The 19,752-nt window shown below is 39.5% G+C and carries 12 protein-coding genes and 1 pseudogene; 9 read left to right on the forward strand and 4 right to left on the reverse strand.

Translation table 11 applies throughout. The features are described 5' to 3' along the window. Positions 1-16 precede the first annotated feature (16 nt). Entirely contained in the window at positions 17-625 is a 609-nt protein-coding gene (locus HCK02_RS04470; RefSeq protein WP_167628917.1) for a lysophospholipid acyltransferase family protein, read from the reverse strand. Positions 626-724: 99 nt separating this feature from the next. On the opposite strand from HCK02_RS04470, the gene HCK02_RS04475 reads away from it, so the two are divergent. The 7 genes and pseudogenes from HCK02_RS04475 to HCK02_RS04505 all read left to right on the forward strand — a co-directional run bounded on the left by HCK02_RS04475 (position 725) and on the right by HCK02_RS04505 (position 12,408). Then, positions 725-1,849: an exonuclease SbcCD subunit D gene (locus HCK02_RS04475; RefSeq protein ID WP_167628918.1), complete on the forward strand. Its 1,125-nt coding sequence runs from the start codon at positions 725-727 to the stop codon at positions 1,847-1,849. After that, positions 1,849-4,914, forward strand: a complete 3,066-nt coding sequence (locus HCK02_RS04480; RefSeq protein ID WP_167628919.1) for an SbcC/MukB-like Walker B domain-containing protein — start codon at positions 1,849-1,851, stop codon at positions 4,912-4,914. The genes HCK02_RS04475 and HCK02_RS04480 overlap by 1 nt, the downstream gene beginning before the upstream one ends. An 80-nt stretch (positions 4,915-4,994) precedes the next feature. Then, a complete protein-coding gene (locus HCK02_RS04485) occupies positions 4,995-8,198 on the forward strand; it encodes a DEAD/DEAH box helicase (RefSeq protein WP_425482852.1) in 3,204 nt (1,067 codons plus the stop codon). Then, positions 8,195-8,612, forward strand: a pseudogene (locus HCK02_RS04490) (general stress protein). Before HCK02_RS04485 ends, HCK02_RS04490 begins: the two are co-directional and overlap by 4 nt. Positions 8,613-8,780: 168 nt before the next feature. Continuing rightward, entirely contained in the window at positions 8,781-11,480 is a 2,700-nt protein-coding gene (gene acnA, locus HCK02_RS04495; RefSeq protein ID WP_167628920.1) for an aconitate hydratase AcnA, read from the forward strand. A 103-nt stretch (positions 11,481-11,583) separates the two neighbouring features. Continuing rightward, a complete protein-coding gene (locus tag HCK02_RS04500; protein WP_167628921.1) occupies positions 11,584-11,817 on the forward strand; it encodes a hypothetical protein in 234 nt (77 codons plus the stop codon). A gap of 18 nt (positions 11,818-11,835) precedes the next feature. After that, positions 11,836-12,408 carry a DNA-3-methyladenine glycosylase I gene (locus HCK02_RS04505; protein ID WP_167628922.1) on the forward strand — a complete coding sequence of 191 codons (573 nt, stop codon included), beginning with the start codon at positions 11,836-11,838 and terminating at the stop codon, positions 12,406-12,408. A 50-nt stretch (positions 12,409-12,458) separates the two neighbouring features. On the opposite strand, the gene HCK02_RS04510 is transcribed toward HCK02_RS04505, so the two are convergent. The 3 genes from HCK02_RS04510 to adhE form a co-directional block, all read right to left on the reverse strand. After that, complete coding sequence (locus HCK02_RS04510) at positions 12,459-13,526, reverse strand: ABC transporter permease subunit (protein ID WP_167628923.1); 1,068 nt, start codon at positions 13,524-13,526, stop codon at positions 12,459-12,461. Beyond that, on the reverse strand, positions 13,523-14,440 hold the full coding sequence (locus tag HCK02_RS04515; RefSeq protein WP_167628924.1) for an ABC transporter ATP-binding protein: 918 nt from the start codon (positions 14,438-14,440) through the stop codon (positions 13,523-13,525). Before HCK02_RS04515 ends, HCK02_RS04510 begins: the two co-directional genes overlap by 4 nt. Positions 14,441-14,597: 157 nt before the next feature. Then, complete coding sequence (gene adhE, locus HCK02_RS04520) at positions 14,598-17,198, reverse strand: bifunctional acetaldehyde-CoA/alcohol dehydrogenase (RefSeq protein ID WP_167628925.1); 2,601 nt, start codon at positions 17,196-17,198, stop codon at positions 14,598-14,600. A gap of 328 nt (positions 17,199-17,526) precedes the next feature. Here adhE and HCK02_RS04525 point away from each other — a divergent pair, with 328 nt between their 5' ends. Together HCK02_RS04525 and HCK02_RS04530 are read left to right on the forward strand one after the other, a co-directional pair. Next, positions 17,527-17,925 (forward strand): hypothetical protein, encoded by a 399-nt coding sequence (locus HCK02_RS04525; RefSeq protein WP_246215525.1) that lies wholly within the window; start codon positions 17,527-17,529, stop codon positions 17,923-17,925. A gap of 108 nt (positions 17,926-18,033) precedes the next feature. After that, positions 18,034-19,647, forward strand: coding sequence for a putative polysaccharide biosynthesis protein (locus HCK02_RS04530; protein ID WP_167628927.1), 1,614 nt, complete (start codon positions 18,034-18,036; stop codon positions 19,645-19,647). The last annotated feature ends 105 nt before the right edge of the window (positions 19,648-19,752 follow it).

Raw genomic sequence — 19,752 nt, forward strand, 5'->3', positions numbered from 1 at the left:
TCTCGCCCACATGCTTTTATTTTTTTTTGCTAGCTTCAATCTCAGCTTGTAAAGTTTCAAAAGTTTTCATTAATTCCTCGGATTTTTGTTCCAAAACGAGTTTTTGTTCTTGTTCCGTATCATGAACTTGAATAGCGTCACCAAAACGGATAATGATTGGTTTTCGTTTCAGAATCTCTTTAAAGTTTTTCGGCCCATCATAAACTGCTGGAAGCATTGGGACATTTCCCTTATAAGCAATCATAACGGCGCCGTGTTTTAAATGAAGATTGGTTTGCTTACGAGTCCCACTTGGGAAAATCCCCACTACTTTACCTTGTCTAAGCAAGCGAATAGGGGCTTTGATGGCACTCGGTCCTGGATTGCTACGGTTAACTGGAAAAGCATTTAAATGTGTCATTAGCCAGTTCAACATCTTCCCTTTAAAAAGTTCCTGTTTCGCCATATAATGAATGGGCGTCGGATAAAGTGCAAATCCAAGATAGATGATTTCAATCCAAGAAGTATGTGTCGAAACCACAACATAAGGACCTTCGATGATCTTTTCTTTATTTTGTACTTGAAATCGTCCACCAATGATGGCTAAAATGAAGTGAACAAATCCTTTTGCAAATCGGTAAAACAACAGCTTCAACTCCCTAAAAAACCTAATTCATTACTAGTATACCAAAAAAGAAGGATTTTGCACCTTATAAAAAGAGAAAATAAAAGAAAAGAGGCTATTATGAAACTTTTACATACAGCAGATCTTCATTTAGGAAAAATTGTCTCAGGTGTATCTATGCTTGAAGATCAGCGTTATATTTTAAAGGAAATCACGAAAATCATTGAGCAGGAAAAAGTGGATGGAATAATTATTGCGGGTGATCTTTATGACCGTTCCGTGCCTCCAACAAGTGCCGTTAGTCTATTAAACGACACGCTTTATCACTGGAATGTGGAGCTTAAATTGCCTATTTATGCGATTAGCGGGAACCATGATAGCGCAGAACGACTGAATTTTGGTTCTGCTTGGTACAAGAATACAAAACTTTTCATGGCGGGTAAATTAATGAAAACGATTGAACCGATTTCGCTTCCTGAGGCGGAAATTTGGCTCGTCCCTTATCATGAGCCTGCGCTTGTACGAGAACTTCTGGAAGACGATGAAATTCGTAGTTATGAAGATGCGATGCAAGCGATTACGAAGCAAATTCGTTCGGTTTGGGACGCGTCAAAAGCTCAAATCCTTGTTGGGCATGCTTTTGTTTCGGGTGGCATTCCGTCAGATTCTGAGCGTCAACTTTCAGTCGGGAATGTAGACCGGGTTTCAACAAATGCCTTTGATGGCTTTCAATATGTAGCGCTTGGTCATTTGCACCATCCACATGCGATCACACACCAAACGATACATTATAGCGGCTCTCCGCTAAAATATTCGTTTTCAGAAAGTGCCGATCAAAAGAGCGTTCGAATCGTTTCCTTTTCTGGGAATGAGCTTACAGAAGTTCGAGAAGTTCCTTTGATCCCACAAAAAGATATGCGAATTGAAAGTGGGACGTTGCAAGATTTGACGACTCATATCTTGGATCATCCGGATGACTACTTGGCTATTCAGTTAGAAGATAAAGGAGCATTAATGGATCCGATCGGGAAATTACGACCATTTTATCCTAATATTTTACATCTTGAACGGCAAAAATTGGAAGTCAGCTCGCAAAATGAGGAACAGTTTGAAGAATTGATGAAAAAAGAGGATATTGAGCTATTCGATCAGTTTTTTGAACACGTTCGTGGTGAACATATAACGGAGAAGCAACATGATTTGATGACAGAAGTTTTTAATGAAGTACGAAAGGAGGAAGACTGATGCGCCCACTCAAACTGACTATGACAGCTTTTCTAGCTTATAAAGAACGAGAAGAAATCGATTTTAACAAACTCGGGAGTGAGCGAATTTTTGTGATTTCTGGGAAGACAGGGGCAGGAAAGTCAACTATATTTGATGCGATCAGTTTTGCTTTGTTTGGAATTGCTAACTTATCAGACCGAGATAGTACATCGCTTCGAAGTGATTTTGCGTCTGGAAGTGAGCTCACTTCTGTCGAATTAACATTCAAAATACATGATCAAATTTATTGGATCAAGCGCAGTCCGAAACAAGTTGTTCCAAAAGCGCGCGGTGAAGGAATGCGTTCGATTCCTCATAAGGTAGAACTTTATGAGATCAAGCAAGGCGAAAAAAAGCTATTAGCGAGTTCCGTTCAAGAAGCAGAACAGCAACTAAAAGATATTATTCAATTGAGTGTTGACCAATTTCGCCAAATTTTAATGATCCCACAAGGCGAATTTCGCGAATTATTAGTTTCAGATAGTAAGAAAAAAGAGCAGATTTTGCAGCGCCTCGCTCACACAGTTTATTATAAACGAGTGGAAGAGCGTCTGATTGAAAAGCAAAAAGAGCTCGAAGAAAAAGCAGGCCATGCGGAAGCAGAGCTCGTCAAAATTTTAGAGCGAGTAGAGTTAAACGATTCTTCGAAGACACTTGCTGAAAATTTAGCACAATTAGAAATAAAAGAACGGGAACTTGACCTTGCCCATTTGGATGCTGAACAAGCTTTGAAAGGTGCCCATCAAAAAGCCGAGGAAGCGCTGCAACAAGTTACTCATGCAGAAAATACCTTAATTGATTTTAAAGAACTTGAAACATCCAAAAAGAATGAGCAACTTTTAAATGAAAAACAAGATGAAATGACTGCAAGCGCTGTGAAATTGAAACAAGCTAGAAAAGCGGAACCACTTCGCGGGATGCGCGAACAGCTTCTTCGATTTGATGAAAAGCTTAAACAAGAAAACGAAAGAAAAGCGCAACTTAAAGAGCAGCTGCAAGCGTTCAAATTAGGGCAAGCTGAACTAGTAACTAAGCAAGCAGAACTTCAAAAAGAAAGTGAACATGCAGAAAAGTGGCGTCATAATTTATTTCAATTTGAAGAACTCGAGCCTAAATTAAAACAGCTCGAAACTAAAAAACAAGAATTTTTTAAGGCACAGCAATCTTTTGAAAAAATTGAGCGTCATTTCCAGGAAAAAGAAGAAGTTTTCCGGAAACTGAGCATGGAAACCGAACAACTGGCAAGGAAAATCGAGACAAAAACGGCTGTTCAAAACGCAAAATATGAACTTCTCATAGAGCAAAATAATGCTGAAAAAGAGTTAAGCGCACTAAATGAAAAGATGAAACAAGCAGAGGCTATCCAAACTTGGCAAAATCAACAACAAAAGGTTCTTGATGAATTAGAAATAAATCTACAACAGGAAAAGAAGCAAGCTCACGTGGTCGAGGAGAAGCTTAAGGCGGTACAAAAAGAACAGGCAGCGGTTTTAGCGATGCAACTTGTGGACGGGGAAGCATGTCCTGTCTGTGGCGCGCTAGATCATCCGCATCCGGCTGCTTTTCATGAGGCGAATGATGAAGCAGAAGCACTGGAGGCAGAACAAGCGAAACTCGAGGCACTTAAGAAAACATGCCAACAACTGGAAGAGCAAAATCGTCAGTTGCTGTGGCAAATGGATCAAGGTGAAAAATTAGATCTTGAGGAACTAGCAAATTGGCAAAAACGAGCCGAGGAGTTACAAACGCTTCTTAAAGAACAAGAGCAAGAAAAACAAAAAATGGAGCTTGCTAGTGAAGAAAAAGCCAGATTAACGGAAGAAAATGCTAAAAAACTGCAACAAAAAGAACGAGTGAGCGAGGAATTATCTGCACTTCAAATTGAAAAGGAGAGCAAAGAACGAATTCGTTATGCGACTGAAACAGAAATTCGCCTTCTAGAAAACGACATTCCAGAAAAACTTCAAAACGAAGAAACTTTTTTTACGATGAAAAACAAAATTAAACAAGCACTTGACCGTTTTCTCGAAAATGAAAAGAAAATTCAAGAAGATTTGAACGAACGAAATGAGCAAGTTGTTTCAGCGGAGACGGAACTTAAAAATCAGTATGCTTATGTGGAAAAACTTAAAGAAGAGCAAACGCAAGAAGCGGCTCGCTTACAAGAAGAGCTTTTAAACCGGCAATTTGCTGACATTGCTAGTTTGAAAGCGGCTCTACTTTCTGAAAGGGAGCAGGAAGCGCTCGAGACGCAAGTGAAGGCTTATGAAGATGAACGACTTGTCGTAAAAGAGCGTATTGTGCAACTGGAGCGTAAATTAAAAGAAATCGAAAAGCCCGATTTAGAACAAATACAAGCTGCATTTGAAGTTGCGAAGTCGGAGCGATCGGAAAAAGAAAAAGCGATGATGGAGAGTCGTGAAAATAAACGCTTTATTTCTGAACAAAGGCAAGCTTTTATTGAAGTCCAAAGTGAATTGAATCAAATTGCAGCGGATTATGCCGATGTGGGCTTACTTGCCGATACAACACACGGGAAAAATGAATTGCGATTGACGTTTGAACGCTACGTATTAGCGACGTTTCTTGATACAATTATTTATCATGCTAATACTCGCCTTGCCAAAATGACAAGTGGTCGCTTTGAACTAAAACGCAAGCTTGACCGGTCAAAAGGAAATGCACAAAGTGGTTTGGAACTAGAAGTGTTTGATGCATATACGGGCGCTTCTAGGCATGTAAAAACTTTATCTGGTGGGGAAAGTTTTAAAACATCTCTCGCCCTTGCGCTTGCTCTTGCGGAAGTTGTCCAAGAAATGGCAGGCGGGGTTTCTCTTGATACGATGTTTATTGATGAAGGCTTTGGCACACTTGATCCAGAATCGCTTGAGATGGCCATTGAATGTTTGATTGAGACACAAGAAAATGGTCGGTTAGTGGGGATTATTTCACACGTGCCAGAACTGAAAGAACGGATACCTGCTCGGCTTGAAGTTACAGCAACGAACGATGGCAGTAAAACAAAATTTTTCGGGATCGAGTAGAAGAAACCTTTTAGCAGATGAAACGTTCGTTTTATGCTAAAATGGAGTATTGAAAGATTTTTAGAGGGGGAAGTGAAGTTTTGAGTCAAAGCGTCAATATTCAAGATGAGATGATTCCCTATCAAATTAAACAAGCAGCGAAACAAATGCTCCGCGAAACGGTGATCGTAAAAGAAGACGACGATTATTATTTTGAAGATGGCGAGCACGTCCAAAAATTTGGTGAACACGTATTTGACTGCACTTGCTCCGCCCACCAGTACGGAGAACGTGTGTGCAAACATATTTATGCTGCTTTTTTGAAGGAAGAAGCATTTAAACACGAACTGAAAAAGCAAAGCTTAAAAGCTCGAATCTTGGAGCAAGAATCAGAAACCTTGCTTTCGCTCTTTAAAACGAATTCGGAGCAAAGCTTTAACGGGGAGATTCCGGTAAGTCGTGAACTTCTTCGCATTCAATTTATTGTCAAGATTTTTCCAGAGAACCAAATGAACCGGTTGTCGCTAGAAATAAAAGTTGGTCCAGAACGGGTCTATGTAGTGAAGCAAATCGGAAGCTTCCTTGATGCAATTAAAGAAGGACGTATTTTAGAATTTACGAGTCACTTCACCTATGATCCAAGTGACTATGAATTTGATGCAGATGATTGGGCCGTTTTGAAACAACTTACACATATTTATGAAGCTTCGAAACTCTATGATTCTGAACTGGATTCTTTTGCTCGAAATTATAGGGAAGACAAGCGACTGTTAATTCCGCCAAACGAAGCAAGAGCATTTCTTGAACAAATCAGCCACCGAGCGAGTGTTTTTCAAATTGTGACAGAACGAAATGAAGTCGCAATCCAGTACCCTGAATTTAAAGTGACTGAAGAAAACTTAGATTTTAGTTATCAGTTTATAGAAGTGGAAACGGGAGAGTATCAAATTGAATTTGAATCCTTACAACAAGCCGTTTTCCTCGACTTATATCGCGCGATTTTTCTTGATGGGACGCTTCATTTTGTCAGCGAAAAAAATTGGGAAGCGCTAGCACCGCTAAAAGAGTTTCAACAAATTGCTAAAAGTGATATTATCCAGTTTCCTGAGAAAAAACTGGGGGAAATGGTTTCTTATGTGCTGCCTATTTTGCAGCAAAGTGGCCATGTCGAAATGGATGAAAAAATTGAAACGAGAATTAAGCGAGAAGAGTTAGTTGCGGAACTTTATATCACACCTTTTGAAGCGGATAAGCACCAGCTCCAGTTGATTTATCGCTACGGTGACCAAAGTTTCGATCCTTTTCAAACCGAGGAACTAGAAGCGAAAGGCAGCCAGGTGATTTTGCGAGATATTGAAAAAGAAAACTACATCATGCATTTAATCGAGAACTCACCGATTTTGTTTTCTGCTGACCGAATGGTGCTTCAAGCGGATGATGAAAAGCTCTATCAATTTTATTACCGAGTGATCCCTAAACTTAAAAAATTTGTCACTATTCATATGGCTGAGGAATTAGAGGAAATGATTCAAAAGCAAGTCGAAGCGGTCACTTCCTTTGATTTAACGAAAGATAGTGGTTTACTTTCCATTTCCTTTGATTTTGAGGGGATTCCAGAAGATGAGATCCAAGATGTCCTTGCCTCATTAAAAGAAAAAAAGGATTTTCACCGCTTAAAAAATGGTCGTTTTCTTTCGCTCGAAGACAAAGTTTACCGTGAAATGGCTCGAATGATTGAATTTCTTGATTTACGGAAAAACGCCTTAAAGCCGACGATTCAGGTTCCTGTTTACCGGGGAATTCAACTGTACGAAACGTTTTCAAAGGATCAAAAACTGCACAGTCAGTTTAGCAAAAGTTATCATGAGTTGTTAGAAATGATTCAGCATGAAAAAGATACTCAATTCGATTTGCCAGTGGGATTAAATGCTTCTTTACGCGACTATCAAGTGACGGGATTTAATTGGATGAAATCTCTTTCGAAATATCGCCTTGGTGGGATTTTAGCTGATGATATGGGACTTGGGAAAACCATCCAAACGATTAGTTATTTGCTTTCTGAACTGGAAGAAAATAAACAACTTGATCCAATCCTGATTGTCACACCAGCTTCGCTTCTTTATAATTGGTTGAATGAATTCAATAATTTTGCTCCAAAGATCGAAGTATCGATCATCCAAGGCAATAAAGAAAAGCGTGAAAAACAAATTAAACTTATTGAAGCGAATCAAGTTTATTTGATTTCCTATCCAACTTTGCGGCAAGATCAAGATTTATTCCAAGAAAAACAATTTCACACGGTTATCTTAGATGAGTCACAAAACATTAAAAACTATAATACCAAGGCTTCACAAGCCGTTCGGTCTGTTCGCGCTCGAACGCACTTTGCGCTCAGTGGAACGCCGCTTGAAAATTCGACTGATGAGCTTTGGGCTGTTTTTCAGACAATTATGCCGGGGTTTTTCCCACCGCTTCGTAAATTTAAGGAACTCAAACATGAACGAGTAGCTGAACTTATTCGTCCGTTCCTGCTTCGTCGGTTGAAACGGGATGTTGTAAAAGAGCTTCCGGAAAAAATTGAAACGAATCTCTATTCAGAACTCACAACGGAACAGAAAAGCTTGTATCTCGCTTATTTAGAACGCATTCAGCATGATTTAGCGCGCGCGTCACTGACAAGTGGAGCGGAACGAATCAAGTTACTAGCGGGACTCACGCGCTTGCGGCAAATTTGCTGTGATCCGCGTATGTTTGATGCAAGTTATATCGGGGAATCTAGTAAGTTGAATCAACTGATGGATACAGTCCGAGCAGCCAAAGAAAATGGCCAACGAATTTTGATTTTTTCACAGTTTACTTCCATGCTGAAATTGATTGGTAAAGAACTTCAAAAAGATGAGCTTGATTTCTTTTATTTAGATGGAAAAACTTCGAGTAAGTCACGGGTTCAGATGGCAGATGCCTTCAATCAAGGCGAAAAAGATTTATTTTTGATTTCGCTTAAAGCGGGCGGAACAGGATTAAACTTGACCGGTGCAGATACCGTCATTTTGTTTGATCTTTGGTGGAACCCAGCAATTGAAGAACAAGCTGCTAGCCGTGCGCATCGTATCGGCCAAAAACGTGTAGTCCAAGTGATTCGGATGATTACAAAAGGAACGATTGAAGAAAAAATTTATGATTTGCAGAAAACGAAGCAAGCTTTAGTGGATCAGTTGATCAAGCCGGGTGAACAATTCTTGCATCAGCTTTCAACGGAAGAAATTAAAGCGATTCTTGATATGAATGAGGAGGGACTCGGATGAAAAAATGGGAAGTTTTTGTGGCGGATACAGAAGAAGATGCCAAAGCTCGAATTGAGCAATTGATGAAAGATGGCTATTCCAAAGAAGACTTTATCTGTTTTGGCCAAACAAAAGAAAGTGAGCCGTGAAGTAGCTGAAGAGACCGATACGGAAATTGAACGGCCTGTGAATGAAGAAGCTTTTGGTGCGATTTCAGGCATTTTACAATCATTAAGTGGAGGACTTGTGATCCCGCAAGTTTATCGTCCAGAAGGCGGTTCACTTTATGCTGCGGGTCCATTTGCAAAATGGTTCTCACGGACAGATGATAAATCCGTTACAAGACTATTAGAAGACTTTGATTTGACGGAGCAGCAAATAGAAGATTTTGTTCAGGGACTCGAAGTTGGTAAAATCTTGATTTTGGCTCGATAAAATAATATCAAGCGAAAAAACCGACAGGAAGCTGTCGGTTTTTTTGAAAGAAAAGCACTTGTTTTATAAGAAAAAGTTATTAAAAACAAAAAGTTTATCCTAGTTTACTTATCGCAGAAATTCCAGTACAATGAAGTGGAGAGGGCTTCGATTAAGGAGGAGACGAAGATGACGAACTGGAAAGAAAAAGCCAAAACATCCTTTGAGCTAAATGGAGAAACGATTTATTATTATGATTTGAAAGTACTTGAAGAAAATCCAAATGTGAAAATTAATCGATTGCCGTATTCAATTCGAGTGTTGCTTGAATCTGTATTGCGGCAAAATGATGGACGTGTTTTAACCGATCAACACGTGGAGCATCTTGCGAACTGGTCCAAAGATCCACAAAAAAATCAAGGAGATGTTCCTTTTAAACCAGCACGTGTCATTTTACAAGATTTTACAGGAGTTCCAGCTGTCGTGGACTTAGCGTCACTTCGAAAAGCGATGCATGACATGGGTGGAGATCCAGAAAAAATCAATCCAGAAATTCCAGTTGATCTGGTTGTCGATCACTCAGTCCAAGTGGATAGTTATGCAAACCCAGAAGCATTAAAAATCAACATGGAACTTGAATTTAAGCGCAATATGGAACGGTATCAATTTTTAAACTGGGCACAAAAAGCTTTTGATAATTACCGTGCTGTTCCTCCAGCAACAGGGATTGTTCACCAAGTCAATTTAGAGTATCTTGCAAATGTGGTGTTGAAAAAAGAAAGCGGCGGAGAAGTGACGGCTTATCCAGATAGTTTAGTTGGAACAGATAGTCACACTACGATGATCAATGGGATTGGTGTCCTTGGATGGGGTGTAGGGGGCATTGAAGCAGAAGCTGGCATGCTCGGACAGCCTTCTTATTTTGCTGTACCAGAAGTCATCGGCGTTAGACTAACGGGTGAACTACCAGATGGTGCGACAGCGACTGATTTCGCATTAAAAGTGACACAAGTCTTGCGGAAACAAAAAGTGGTAGGGAAATTTGTTGAATTCTTTGGTCCGGGAGTTGCCACACTTCCGCTAGCAGACCGCGCCACCGTTGCCAATATGGCTCCTGAGTACGGAGCAACTTGCGGCTTTTTCCCTGTCGATGAGGAGTCGCTTGACTATTTGCGCCTTACAGGTAGAAGTGAGGAACAAATTAAACTCGTGGAAGAGTATCTTAAAACCAATCATTTATTCTTCACTGATGAAGAACCAGAATACACGGAAATTGTTGAAGTTAACTTAGCTGAAATTGAAGCGAATTTATCTGGTCCGAAGCGTCCTCAAGATTTAATTCCACTTTCAGAAATGAAGCAAACTTTTGAAGACTCGATTACAAAGCCTGCTGGAAATAGCGGATTTGGTCTTGAAGCGAGTGAATTTGATAAACAAGCAAAAGTAGTTTACGGTAATGGCGATGAGTCGATCATGCGAACTGGAGCCGTTGCAATTGCAGCAATCACGAGTTGTACGAATACTTCAAATCCGTATGTGATGCTCTCAGCAGGGCTTGTTGCCAAGCGTGCAGTGGAGCTAGGGCTTGAAGTGCCGAAATACGTCAAGACTTCTCTTGCGCCAGGTTCAAAAGTTGTCACTGGATACTTGGAAAAAGCAGCTCTTTTACCTTATTTGGAAAAGCTTGGCTTTGACTTAGTCGGATATGGCTGCACAACTTGTATTGGGAATTCTGGTCCTTTAAAAGAAGAAATCGAACAAGCCATTTTAGATAACGATTTGCTCGTTTCAGCAGTTTTAAGCGGGAATCGAAACTTTGAAGGACGAATTCATGCCTTAGTAAAAGCAAATTTCCTTGCATCACCACCGCTCGTTGTAGCATATGCACTGGCTGGAACAACGGATATTGATCTTAAAAATGAACCTATTGGACGCGGGTCAGATGGGAAAGACTATTATTTGAAAGACATCTGGCCATCTTCAGAGGAAGTAAAGGCTCTTGTGCAAGAAACTGTCACACCAGAACTTTTCCGAGAACAATATGCTCGTGTATTTGATGATAATTCGACTTGGAACGCAATTGAAACAACAGATGAACCACTTTATAGTTGGGATGAATCTTCTACGTATATTGCGAATCCACCTTTTTTCGAACACCTGTCGAAAGAGCCTGGACTTGTCGAACCTTTGTCTGGCCTTCGCGTGATCGGAAAATTCGGGGACTCGGTTACAACTGACCATATTTCACCAGCAGGAGCAATCGGGAAGGATACACCAGCAGGAAAATTTTTGCGTGAGCACGACGTCGCAATTCGCGATTTCAATTCATATGGCTCAAGACGCGGTCATCACGACGTTATGATGCGCGGAACTTTTGCCAATATTAGGATCAAAAATCAAATTGCTGAGGGGACTGAAGGCGGCTATACGACTTATTTCCCAACAGGAGAAGTAATGTCCATTTACGATGCGGCTGAAAAATACGCCAAGACAGGTACAGGACTCGTCATTTTAGCGGGTGATGATTATGGCATGGGCTCATCGCGTGACTGGGCGGCGAAGGGAACAAATTTACTTGGAATTAAGACTGTTATTGCGAAAAGCTATGAACGGATTCACCGGTCGAATCTTGTGATGATGGGAGTTTTACCACTCCAATTTATGTCTGGTGAGAGTGCGGATACACTTGGTCTGACGGGGCGCGAAACGATTTCTGTTGAAGTAGGGGAATCAGTTGAACCCAAAAGTATAGTTAAGGTAACAGCCGTCTCAGAAGATGGTTCTTTTCAAACTTTTGATGCGATCGTTCGGTTTGATTCAGAAGTCGAAATTGATTACTACCGGAATGGCGGCATCCTACCAATGGTCTTGCGAGAAAAATTAAGCTAACTTAACAAGGGATCGTTTGCTTTGGCAAATGATCCCTATTTGACTTGTAAAAAGAGAACGAATGTTCTATACTGATAGTAGGTTAAAGAAAGTGAGAATTAAAATGAAAAAAGAGATTTGGCAGATTATTGCCGTCATTGTTTTAGGTGTGTTTCTTGCGAGTGTGTGTCTTTTCTTTGGAATAAACTTGCAATTGAACCGCTTTTTGCTCTTGCTTTTTATTGCGGTAAGTTTGACAGTTGGCATTACCGAGAGACGCAGCGAACGCTTGCTTTTTTCTTTATGCGGTTTTTTTGTGGCTGCTTTTATGAGTACATATTATATTTTAATTCACTAAAGAAAGGACGTGGAATAAGTGGGAGAAGAAGCGGGGTGTAACTGGGCTAGAAGTAGTGAACGCGAGCAGGTTTATCATGATGAGGAGTGGTGTGTTCCGAGCTATGACGACCGCTATTTATTTGAAATGTTAAATTTAGAAGGGGCGCAAGCTGGGCTTTCCTGGCGAACGATTTTAGATAAACGGGATGCATACAAACAAGCATTTGCCAATTTTGATATTAAAGCATGCGCACATTTTTCAGAAGACGATTTAGAACAGTTGAGACAAAATGAAGGAATCATTCGAAATCGCTTAAAAATCCGTGCAGTTAAAACAAATGCTGAAGCTGCACTTAAAGTTCAAGCGGAGTTTGGCTCATTTTCTTCCTATGTTTGGCATTTCACTGACCATAAACGGATTATTCATCACTTTGAAAACGAATCAGACATGCCGGCTCAAGATGAGTTGTCAGAACGAGTGAGTCGTGATATGAAAAAACGGGGTTTTAAATTTGTTGGACCGGTCATTATTTATTCTTATTTACAAGCTGTTGGAGTGCTTGACGATCATGTTGTTTCATGTCCATTCCACAGTTTGAACCGAGCTTAAAAAAAGAGAGAAAATCTTTTCGATTTTCTCTCTTTTGGTTTCTTTTTTAGTTAGCTTAAAGCTACATCGCGTTTTTTAAAGATATAGAAAGTGAAACCAAGAATGACTATAATGTAAGCAAATAATGTGAGAATCACTTGCCACATCGCAAGTCCTCCTGCTATTTCATTTCCAAGTGCCAGTGAATTTAGCTGGAAGAGATTAAAAATTAACCACTTCAACCAATCATATTTCGCAATTGCCAGTGGCAGAAAAGCAGAAATGATGTTTCCTGAAAATAAAGCTCCAATCCCAACGCCGACAGCAAGAGCTTGCGAACGGACAACGGATGAGAACAAGAAAGCGATACTCAGGAAAGTAAGCATTAACACAAAGTTCGTTCCAGTTAGTTTAAGTGCCATTTCGAAAGCATTTAAGCCCCCGGTTTCTGGAGAAATCGGCAAGCTATAAGATCCACCGCCTAGCATAAACGAGAAGAGAAGGGAAGAAGCAAACAGCACGATGCTCGAAATGATTGCATAAAGAATACAAACAATCAGTTTGGAAGCAAGAACCTGCGAGCGAGAATACGGTCGCGTTAGAAGCAACTTAATGGTCCCGCCAGAAAACTCAGAAGCTACGATGGTGCTTGCTACAATGACCACTAAAATAGTTGCGATACTTGCTTCCTGGGCTAAATTCCCGAAAAATTCCGCCCCTGAAGGGCTACTAGCGGATTCCTTAGGTGTTTTTCCTTTATCTGCATAAACTTGATAATAGTCAATTTGACGCTGAATTTCTTTTTTAGTTTGTGTATCAGTAACGGCTTTCTTTTGCATTTTTAAAGCAGCTACTGATTCTTTTGGTGAAAGAACCGTTCTTTGAACTTGTTTTGCTTTTTCGCTACCTTGATCAACCATCTCATTGTACTGATCTTCCGAAATAGGCTGTCCAGAAGCATTCGTATATTGCGTCACACCGAGTGGCGATTCTGTAGGACGTTCCGTAGTGCTCATTGATTTATTGACAAAGAATAAAAGAAGTGCCATGAAAAAAACCATAAGAATAAGCACAAGTTGCATAATCCAACTGGATTTACGAAGAAATAATTTTTGCCATTCATTTTTTATTAAGTTCATTTAGTTTCTCCTCCGTTCGTTAATGCTAAGAAGCGATCTTCGAGCGAAACATGAACTTTTGCAAGTTCCAAAATATCAATATTAGCTTTTACGAGTGCTCTCGCAATTTCAGGGATGAGCTCGCTATTAAGTTCAAGCGTCAATTGTGTTTCCGTTTGCGCTTTTATTTCAAGTTCAAGCGATTCTAATACTAGTTTCGCAGCTTCAGGATCAGAAACTTCTAATTGAATCGTTACTTTAGCTTCTTTTTCAAGGTCACGGATACTTTCGATATGTGTCAATTTACCATGGTTGATGATAGCGAAGCGATCTGTAATTTGTTGGATTTCACTAAGCAAATGACTTGAAATCAAAACAGAAGTTCCATTTTGTGCAAGCGAACGGATTAGTTCGCGAAATTCGCGCATTCCTTGGGGATCAAGTCCGTTTGTTGGTTCATCTAAAATAAGTAAATCAGGTTCGTGAATAAGCGCTTGGGCAAGTCCAAGGCGTTGCCGCATCCCAAGGGAATATGTTTTTACTTTGTTGTGAATCGCATGACCAAGTTTTACTTGTTCTGCAATCTCCATCAAACGTTCTTGTGGGATCTCTTTGCGACTCATTCTGGCAAATTGCTTTAAGTTATTAAATCCTGACATATACATATAAAATTCTGGATTTTCAATGATAGCGCCGACATTTTTAATCGCATCTTTAAAATTTTCATCGACATTGACACCACTGATATGTACTTCACCACTTGTTTTTTTGATTAGTCGTACGATGGAACGAATAATCGTTGTTTTACCGGCACCATTTGGACCAAGTAAACCAAACACCTCTCCTTTTTGAACGTCAAAACTAATGTTATGTACAATTTCTTTTTGCCCAATTTTTTTTGAGACATTATCTAGCTGTAACACTGTTTCCGTCATTTTCTCACTCCTTTAGACAATTATGAATTAACTTCTATATTATATCTAAAACGAGAGAACCAAAACAATAAGCCTAAGGTTGAATTTATCTAGGACTTGAGCATGAGAAAACCCCTCTTTCAAATGAAAGAGGGGAGGAATTCTCTTATTTTGAAATTCAAACACCTTGGTAAGCTTTAAGATAGATTTCTTTTAGTTCGCTAACAAGTGGTTGTTTCGGATTAGCCGTTGTACATTGATCCATAAATGCTCGATCAGAAAGTGTATCAACAACAGCATCAAAGTCTTTCTTCGATACATTTTGACCTTTAAGACTCATATCAATCCCGACATCTTTTCCAAGCTTGATAACAGCATCTACAAGAGACTCAACACCTTCTTTTGTTGTCGTTGCTTTTAGACCGATTATTCGTGCAATTCGTGCATAATCCTCATCGGCTTTAAAGCTTTCATATTTAGGGAAGAGGGCATGTTTTCTTGGTTTTTCGGCATTATAACGAATAACATGCGGCATCAAAATGGCATTTGCACGACCATGTGGGATGTGGAATTCTGGTCCAATTTTGTGAGCAAGACTATGGTTGATTCCTAAGAAAGCATTCGCAAATGCCATCCCAGCAAGAGCGGAAGCATTGTGCATTTTTTCGCGAGCATCTTCATCGCCAGTCAAAACAGAATCACGTAGATTTTCAAAAACAAGCTCAATTGCGCGAATAGAAAGACCTCTTGTATAGTCACTTGCCATAACAGAAACGTAAGATTCAATCGCATGGGTTAATACATCCATTCCAGTATCAGCAGTGATATGTGCAGGGACAGTCGTTACATATTGACTATCAACAATCGCTACATCTGGCGTTAACTCATAGTCAGCGAGTGGATATTTAATGTTGTTTTCCTTATCCGTAATAACTGCGAAAGGTGTCACTTCAGAACCAGTCCCACTTGTTGTTGGAATCGCAACAAATTTCGCTTTTTCGCCTAGTTTTGGATATTTGAATGTCCGTTTGCGAATATCCAAGAATTTTTGCTTGAGTCCGAAGAAAGAAGCTTCAGGATGTTCATAGAAAAGCCACATTCCTTTTGCTGCATCCATTGCAGAACCACCGCCTAAAGCGATAATGCAGTCTGGTTTGAAATCTTTCATCAGTTCAGCACCCTTATAAACAGTTACATCGGAAGGATCAGGCTCTACATCAGCAAAAACTTGGTAAGCCACTTCGTTTTGACGGCGATTTAAGTGATCAATGACGACATCCACGTATTTAAATTCAACCATTCCAGGGTCAGTTACGATAAAAACTCGGCTAACATCTTCCATTTTTTGTAAATATTGTGTGGAATATTTTTCAAAGAAAATTTTTGGAGGAAGCTTGAACCATTGCATATTATTTCTCCGATCCGCGATTCGTTTGACATTTAAAAGGTTAGTGGCACTAACATTTTGAGAAACGGAATTTTTCCCATAAGATCCGCATCCAAGTGTTAGCGACGGAATGAACCCGTTATAGATATCTCCGATTCCACCTTGAGCAGAAGGAGCATTGACGATAATTCTGCAAGCCTTCATGCGTAAGCCAAAAGCTTTTTGTGCTTCTCGATCTGTTGAATGAATCACAGCAGAGTGTCCTAATCCACCGAATTCAAGCATTTCTTCAGCGCGATCAAATGCATCCTTTTGTCCTTTTGCTTCAATAAAAGCGAGTACTGGACTTAGTTTTTCATGCGAAAGAGGGTAGTCTTTTCCAACACCTTTAATCTCAGCAATTAAAATCTTCGTCGTTTCTGGAACTTTAAAGCCAGCTTGTTCCGCGATCCAAGCAGGGGATTTTCCAACTACATTTGGATTTAACGTACCTGTTTCAGGATGAATCACATAACTTTCTAACTTTTTGAATTCAGTTCCTTTGACAAAATAACAATCATTAGCAAGGAATTCTTCTTTAACTTCTTTCGCGATATCTTTGTCGACGATAACAGCTTGTTCAGATGCACAAATCATTCCTTGGTCGAATGATTTAGATAGAATAATATCATTGACAGCTCGTTTGATTTTGGCTGTTTTGTCAATGTAAGCGGGAACGTTACCAGGGCCAACACCAAGTGCAGGTTTTCCAGTTGAATACGCAGATTTCACCATACCAGCCCCACCAGTTGCAAGAACAAGAGCCACTTTGTCATGATTCATTAATTGTTTGGTAGCTTCGATTGCAGGTTTTTCGATCCACTGAACACAGTACTTTGGTGCACCTGCTTTTATTGCAGCTTCATAGACAACCCGTGCAGCTTCAGCCGAGCATTTTTGAGCACTTGGGTGAAAAGCAAAGATGATGGGATTTCTTGTTTTGATGGCAATAATCGCTTTAAAAAGTGTGGTCGAAGTAGGGTTCGTTACGGGAGTAACACCCGCGACAACTCCAACAGGTTCAGCAATTTCAATAACACCATTTTGTTTATCTTCATTTATAATGCCAACCGTTTTGTCATTTTTGATATTATTCCAAATATATTCTGTTGCAAAAATATTTTTAATACATTTATCTTCGTATAATCCACGACCCGTTTCTTCAACCGCCATCTTTGCAAGCGGCATATGTTGATCAAGTCCGGCAAGAGCCATTGCATGCACAATATGGTCAATTTGTTCTTGTGTAAAACTTTCGAATTCTTTGAGTGCATTTTGTCCATTATTTGCAAGGTTATCAATCATCTTTTGAACTTCTACAACTTCACGACTTGTTTCTTCTTTAATCGCCATTTTGTTTTCCTCCTAATCATAGGGACGGTAAAAGCCCATCTTAGACACTTTGAGTCCCTGTTACTCAAAAAAAATTGTGGCAGTCGACTTTGCCGCATTTCTTTTGATGTGTTATCTTAATTACAAACTCAGTATAACTTACCCAAAAAAGTTTGTAAATAGTTTCACGTGAAAACATTCACAAATAAAACTAATTTAAGTAAATTGACCCAATCAAGAATCTTTAATTAGGTCTTTTGTCTCTTCAAATGTTTTGAAATAAGATTGACCCGAAAGGACTGCTATGGTAAAGTTTTCAGTAATAAAGGAGAGGAAAAACGTGCAGGAAATGTATATAAAACAAGCTAAAACAGTTTCACTCATTATTGCCTTGCTCTCACTTCTTCAGGCACTTCTTGCTGTAATCGGCTTTGTGTCTGTCCAGCTCACACTTTCAACTGTGAAAGTGTCACAAGCAGTAATTCGTGGGGCACTCATTAATACAAGTATTAACATTATTTGTTTCCTTTTATTTACCATTTTATTTTTTATAGTTTATACCCGACTTCGAAAGGGTGTTACAACGAGTATTATCGTTCAAATTCTTTATATTGCTTATATGATTTTTTCTGTCATTTTAAGCATTGCAAAGGGAGGATTCTCTCTCCAAGGCATACTTATACCTTTAATGCTTATTGTTTTGGGAATTGCATCTGCTTATTTCGTTAAAAAAGTTGAACGTCACTGAAAAAGGACAGTTTTTCCTGTTCTTTTTTAGTTCCTTCTTTTTTTTTAAATCATTAAATGGTAAAGTAGACAAGAGATTATTTTAAATTAAAGTAAAGGAAGTTTAAGGATGGGTTCGAAATTACTTCGCGGAACATTTATCTTAACTCTCGGGACACTAATTTCTAAGGTGCTCGGGATTTTATACGTTATCCCGTTTTACGCTATTATTGGCGGAGACAAGCCGGCGCTACTTTATAACTTTGGTTATGTGCCGTATCAACTTTTTTTGAGTGTAGCAACAGCGGGAATTCCGCTCGCCATTGCAAAATATATTGCGAAATATAATGCTATGGAAGAATATAAAATTGGACGAAGGTTGTTTAAAACGGGTGTTTACTTAATGATTCTTTCCGGCGTTATTTGTTTTATCGCCATGTATTCGCTCGCACCATTCCTTGCTAGCTTGCAACAATTAGAAGGAGGATACAGTCTCGATGATGGTATCCGAGTGATTCGTGCAGTTAGTTTCGCGCTTCTTATTATTCCTGTGATGAGCTTGTTGCGTGGCTTTTTCCAAGGCTATAATTCAATGGGACCATCAGCAGTTTCACAAGTTGTAGAACAAATTGTTCGGATTGCTTTTTTACTTGGCAGTACATTTGTTGTAATGTATATCGTCAAAGGTTCTGTTGTCACAGCCATTAGTTTGGCTACATTTTCCGCATTTGTAGGAGCACTTGCAAGCTTGGCTATTCTGATGTGGTATTTTACCAAACGAAAAAGAGGACTCGATCAAATGCTCCTTGAAGATAGGGGCGAGCTTCATGTGTCCATCCCAACACTTTACAAGCAAATTATTTTATCTGCGATTCCTTTTATTATTGTTGGTTCGGCAACTTCACTTTATCAATTAGTGGATCAATTTACACTTGGACGAGTTTTACAATATATTGGACTTTCTGCCCACAAAGTAAATAGTTACGTGGCTATCATCAATTTCGACATTCAAAAATTGATTTTAATTCCCGGAACGCTTGCCATCGCTTTTTCCATGGCGCTAGTTCCGCTTGTAACAGCAGCCTATGTTCGTAAAGAGCATGAACAAGTTAAACGTCAGTTAAACGATGTTTTCCAGATTTTGCTGTTCCTAACAATTCCAGCCTGTATCGGCATTGGCTTACTGGCACGACCACTTTTCACCGTCTTTTTCCAAGCAAGTGATGCTGGTACGGCGTTATTACAATTTTCCGCGCCATTTGCGATTCTTTTTTCACTTTTCAGTGTCACAGCAGCCGTTTTACAGGGAATTGATGAACAACGATTCACCGTTCTAGGCTTATTGTTAGGCTTACTCACAAAGTCTGTATTACAAATGCCGCTAGTCATGCTATTTGAAGCGAAAGGCTCTGTGCTAGCAACTGGACTTGGATACGCGGTTTCTTGTATCTTTATGATTATGATTATTAAGCGCTACGCTCACTTTTCATTTGGGCTAGTTGCAAGACGTGTCACGTTATTTATGTTTTTAACTTTGATTATGTCTATCGTTGTGATGATCATTTATTTCCCACTTTCCCATATTTTAAGTCCCGATCACAAAATTACAGCTTTCTTCCTTATTCTTCTATGTGGGGGAGTAGGAGCAGTACTATATGCACTCATGGCCTTTAAATTGCACCTTTCCGATAAATTATTTGGGCCAAGAGGAACACGAGTCCGTGAAAAACTAGGGATCAAATAAAAAAAGCTTTCGTGCTTAGCACGAAAGCTTTCAGACTGTAGACAAAGTAGTGAAAAACTTTGTTTACAGTCTTTTTTTAGATATACTTGTGATAGAACATACATA

It is taken from the genome of Listeria valentina (assembly GCF_011800755.1).
GTDB classification, from domain to species: Bacteria; Bacillota; Bacilli; order Lactobacillales; family Listeriaceae; genus Listeria; species Listeria valentina.

Excerpts from the sequence above, each read along its gene's own strand:
- HCK02_RS04530 (WP_167628927.1), top strand. The coding sequence starts at position 18,034 with ATGGGTTCGAAATTACTTCGCGGAACATTTATCTTAACTCTCGGGACA.
- HCK02_RS04500 (WP_167628921.1), top strand. The coding sequence starts at position 11,584 with ATGAAAAAAGAGATTTGGCAGATTATTGCCGTCATTGTTTTAGGTGTG.
- acnA (WP_167628920.1), top strand. The coding sequence starts at position 8,781 with ATGACGAACTGGAAAGAAAAAGCCAAAACATCCTTTGAGCTAAATGGA.
- HCK02_RS04515 (WP_167628924.1), bottom strand. The coding sequence starts at position 14,440 with ATGACGGAAACAGTGTTACAGCTAGATAATGTCTCAAAAAAAATTGGG.
- HCK02_RS04525 (WP_246215525.1), top strand. The coding sequence starts at position 17,527 with ATGTATATAAAACAAGCTAAAACAGTTTCACTCATTATTGCCTTGCTC.
- adhE (WP_167628925.1), bottom strand. The coding sequence starts at position 17,198 with ATGGCGATTAAAGAAGAAACAAGTCGTGAAGTTGTAGAAGTTCAAAAG.
- HCK02_RS04475 (WP_167628918.1), top strand. The coding sequence starts at position 725 with ATGAAACTTTTACATACAGCAGATCTTCATTTAGGAAAAATTGTCTCA.
- HCK02_RS04480 (WP_167628919.1), top strand. The coding sequence starts at position 1,849 with ATGCGCCCACTCAAACTGACTATGACAGCTTTTCTAGCTTATAAAGAA.
- HCK02_RS04510 (WP_167628923.1), bottom strand. The coding sequence starts at position 13,526 with ATGAACTTAATAAAAAATGAATGGCAAAAATTATTTCTTCGTAAATCC.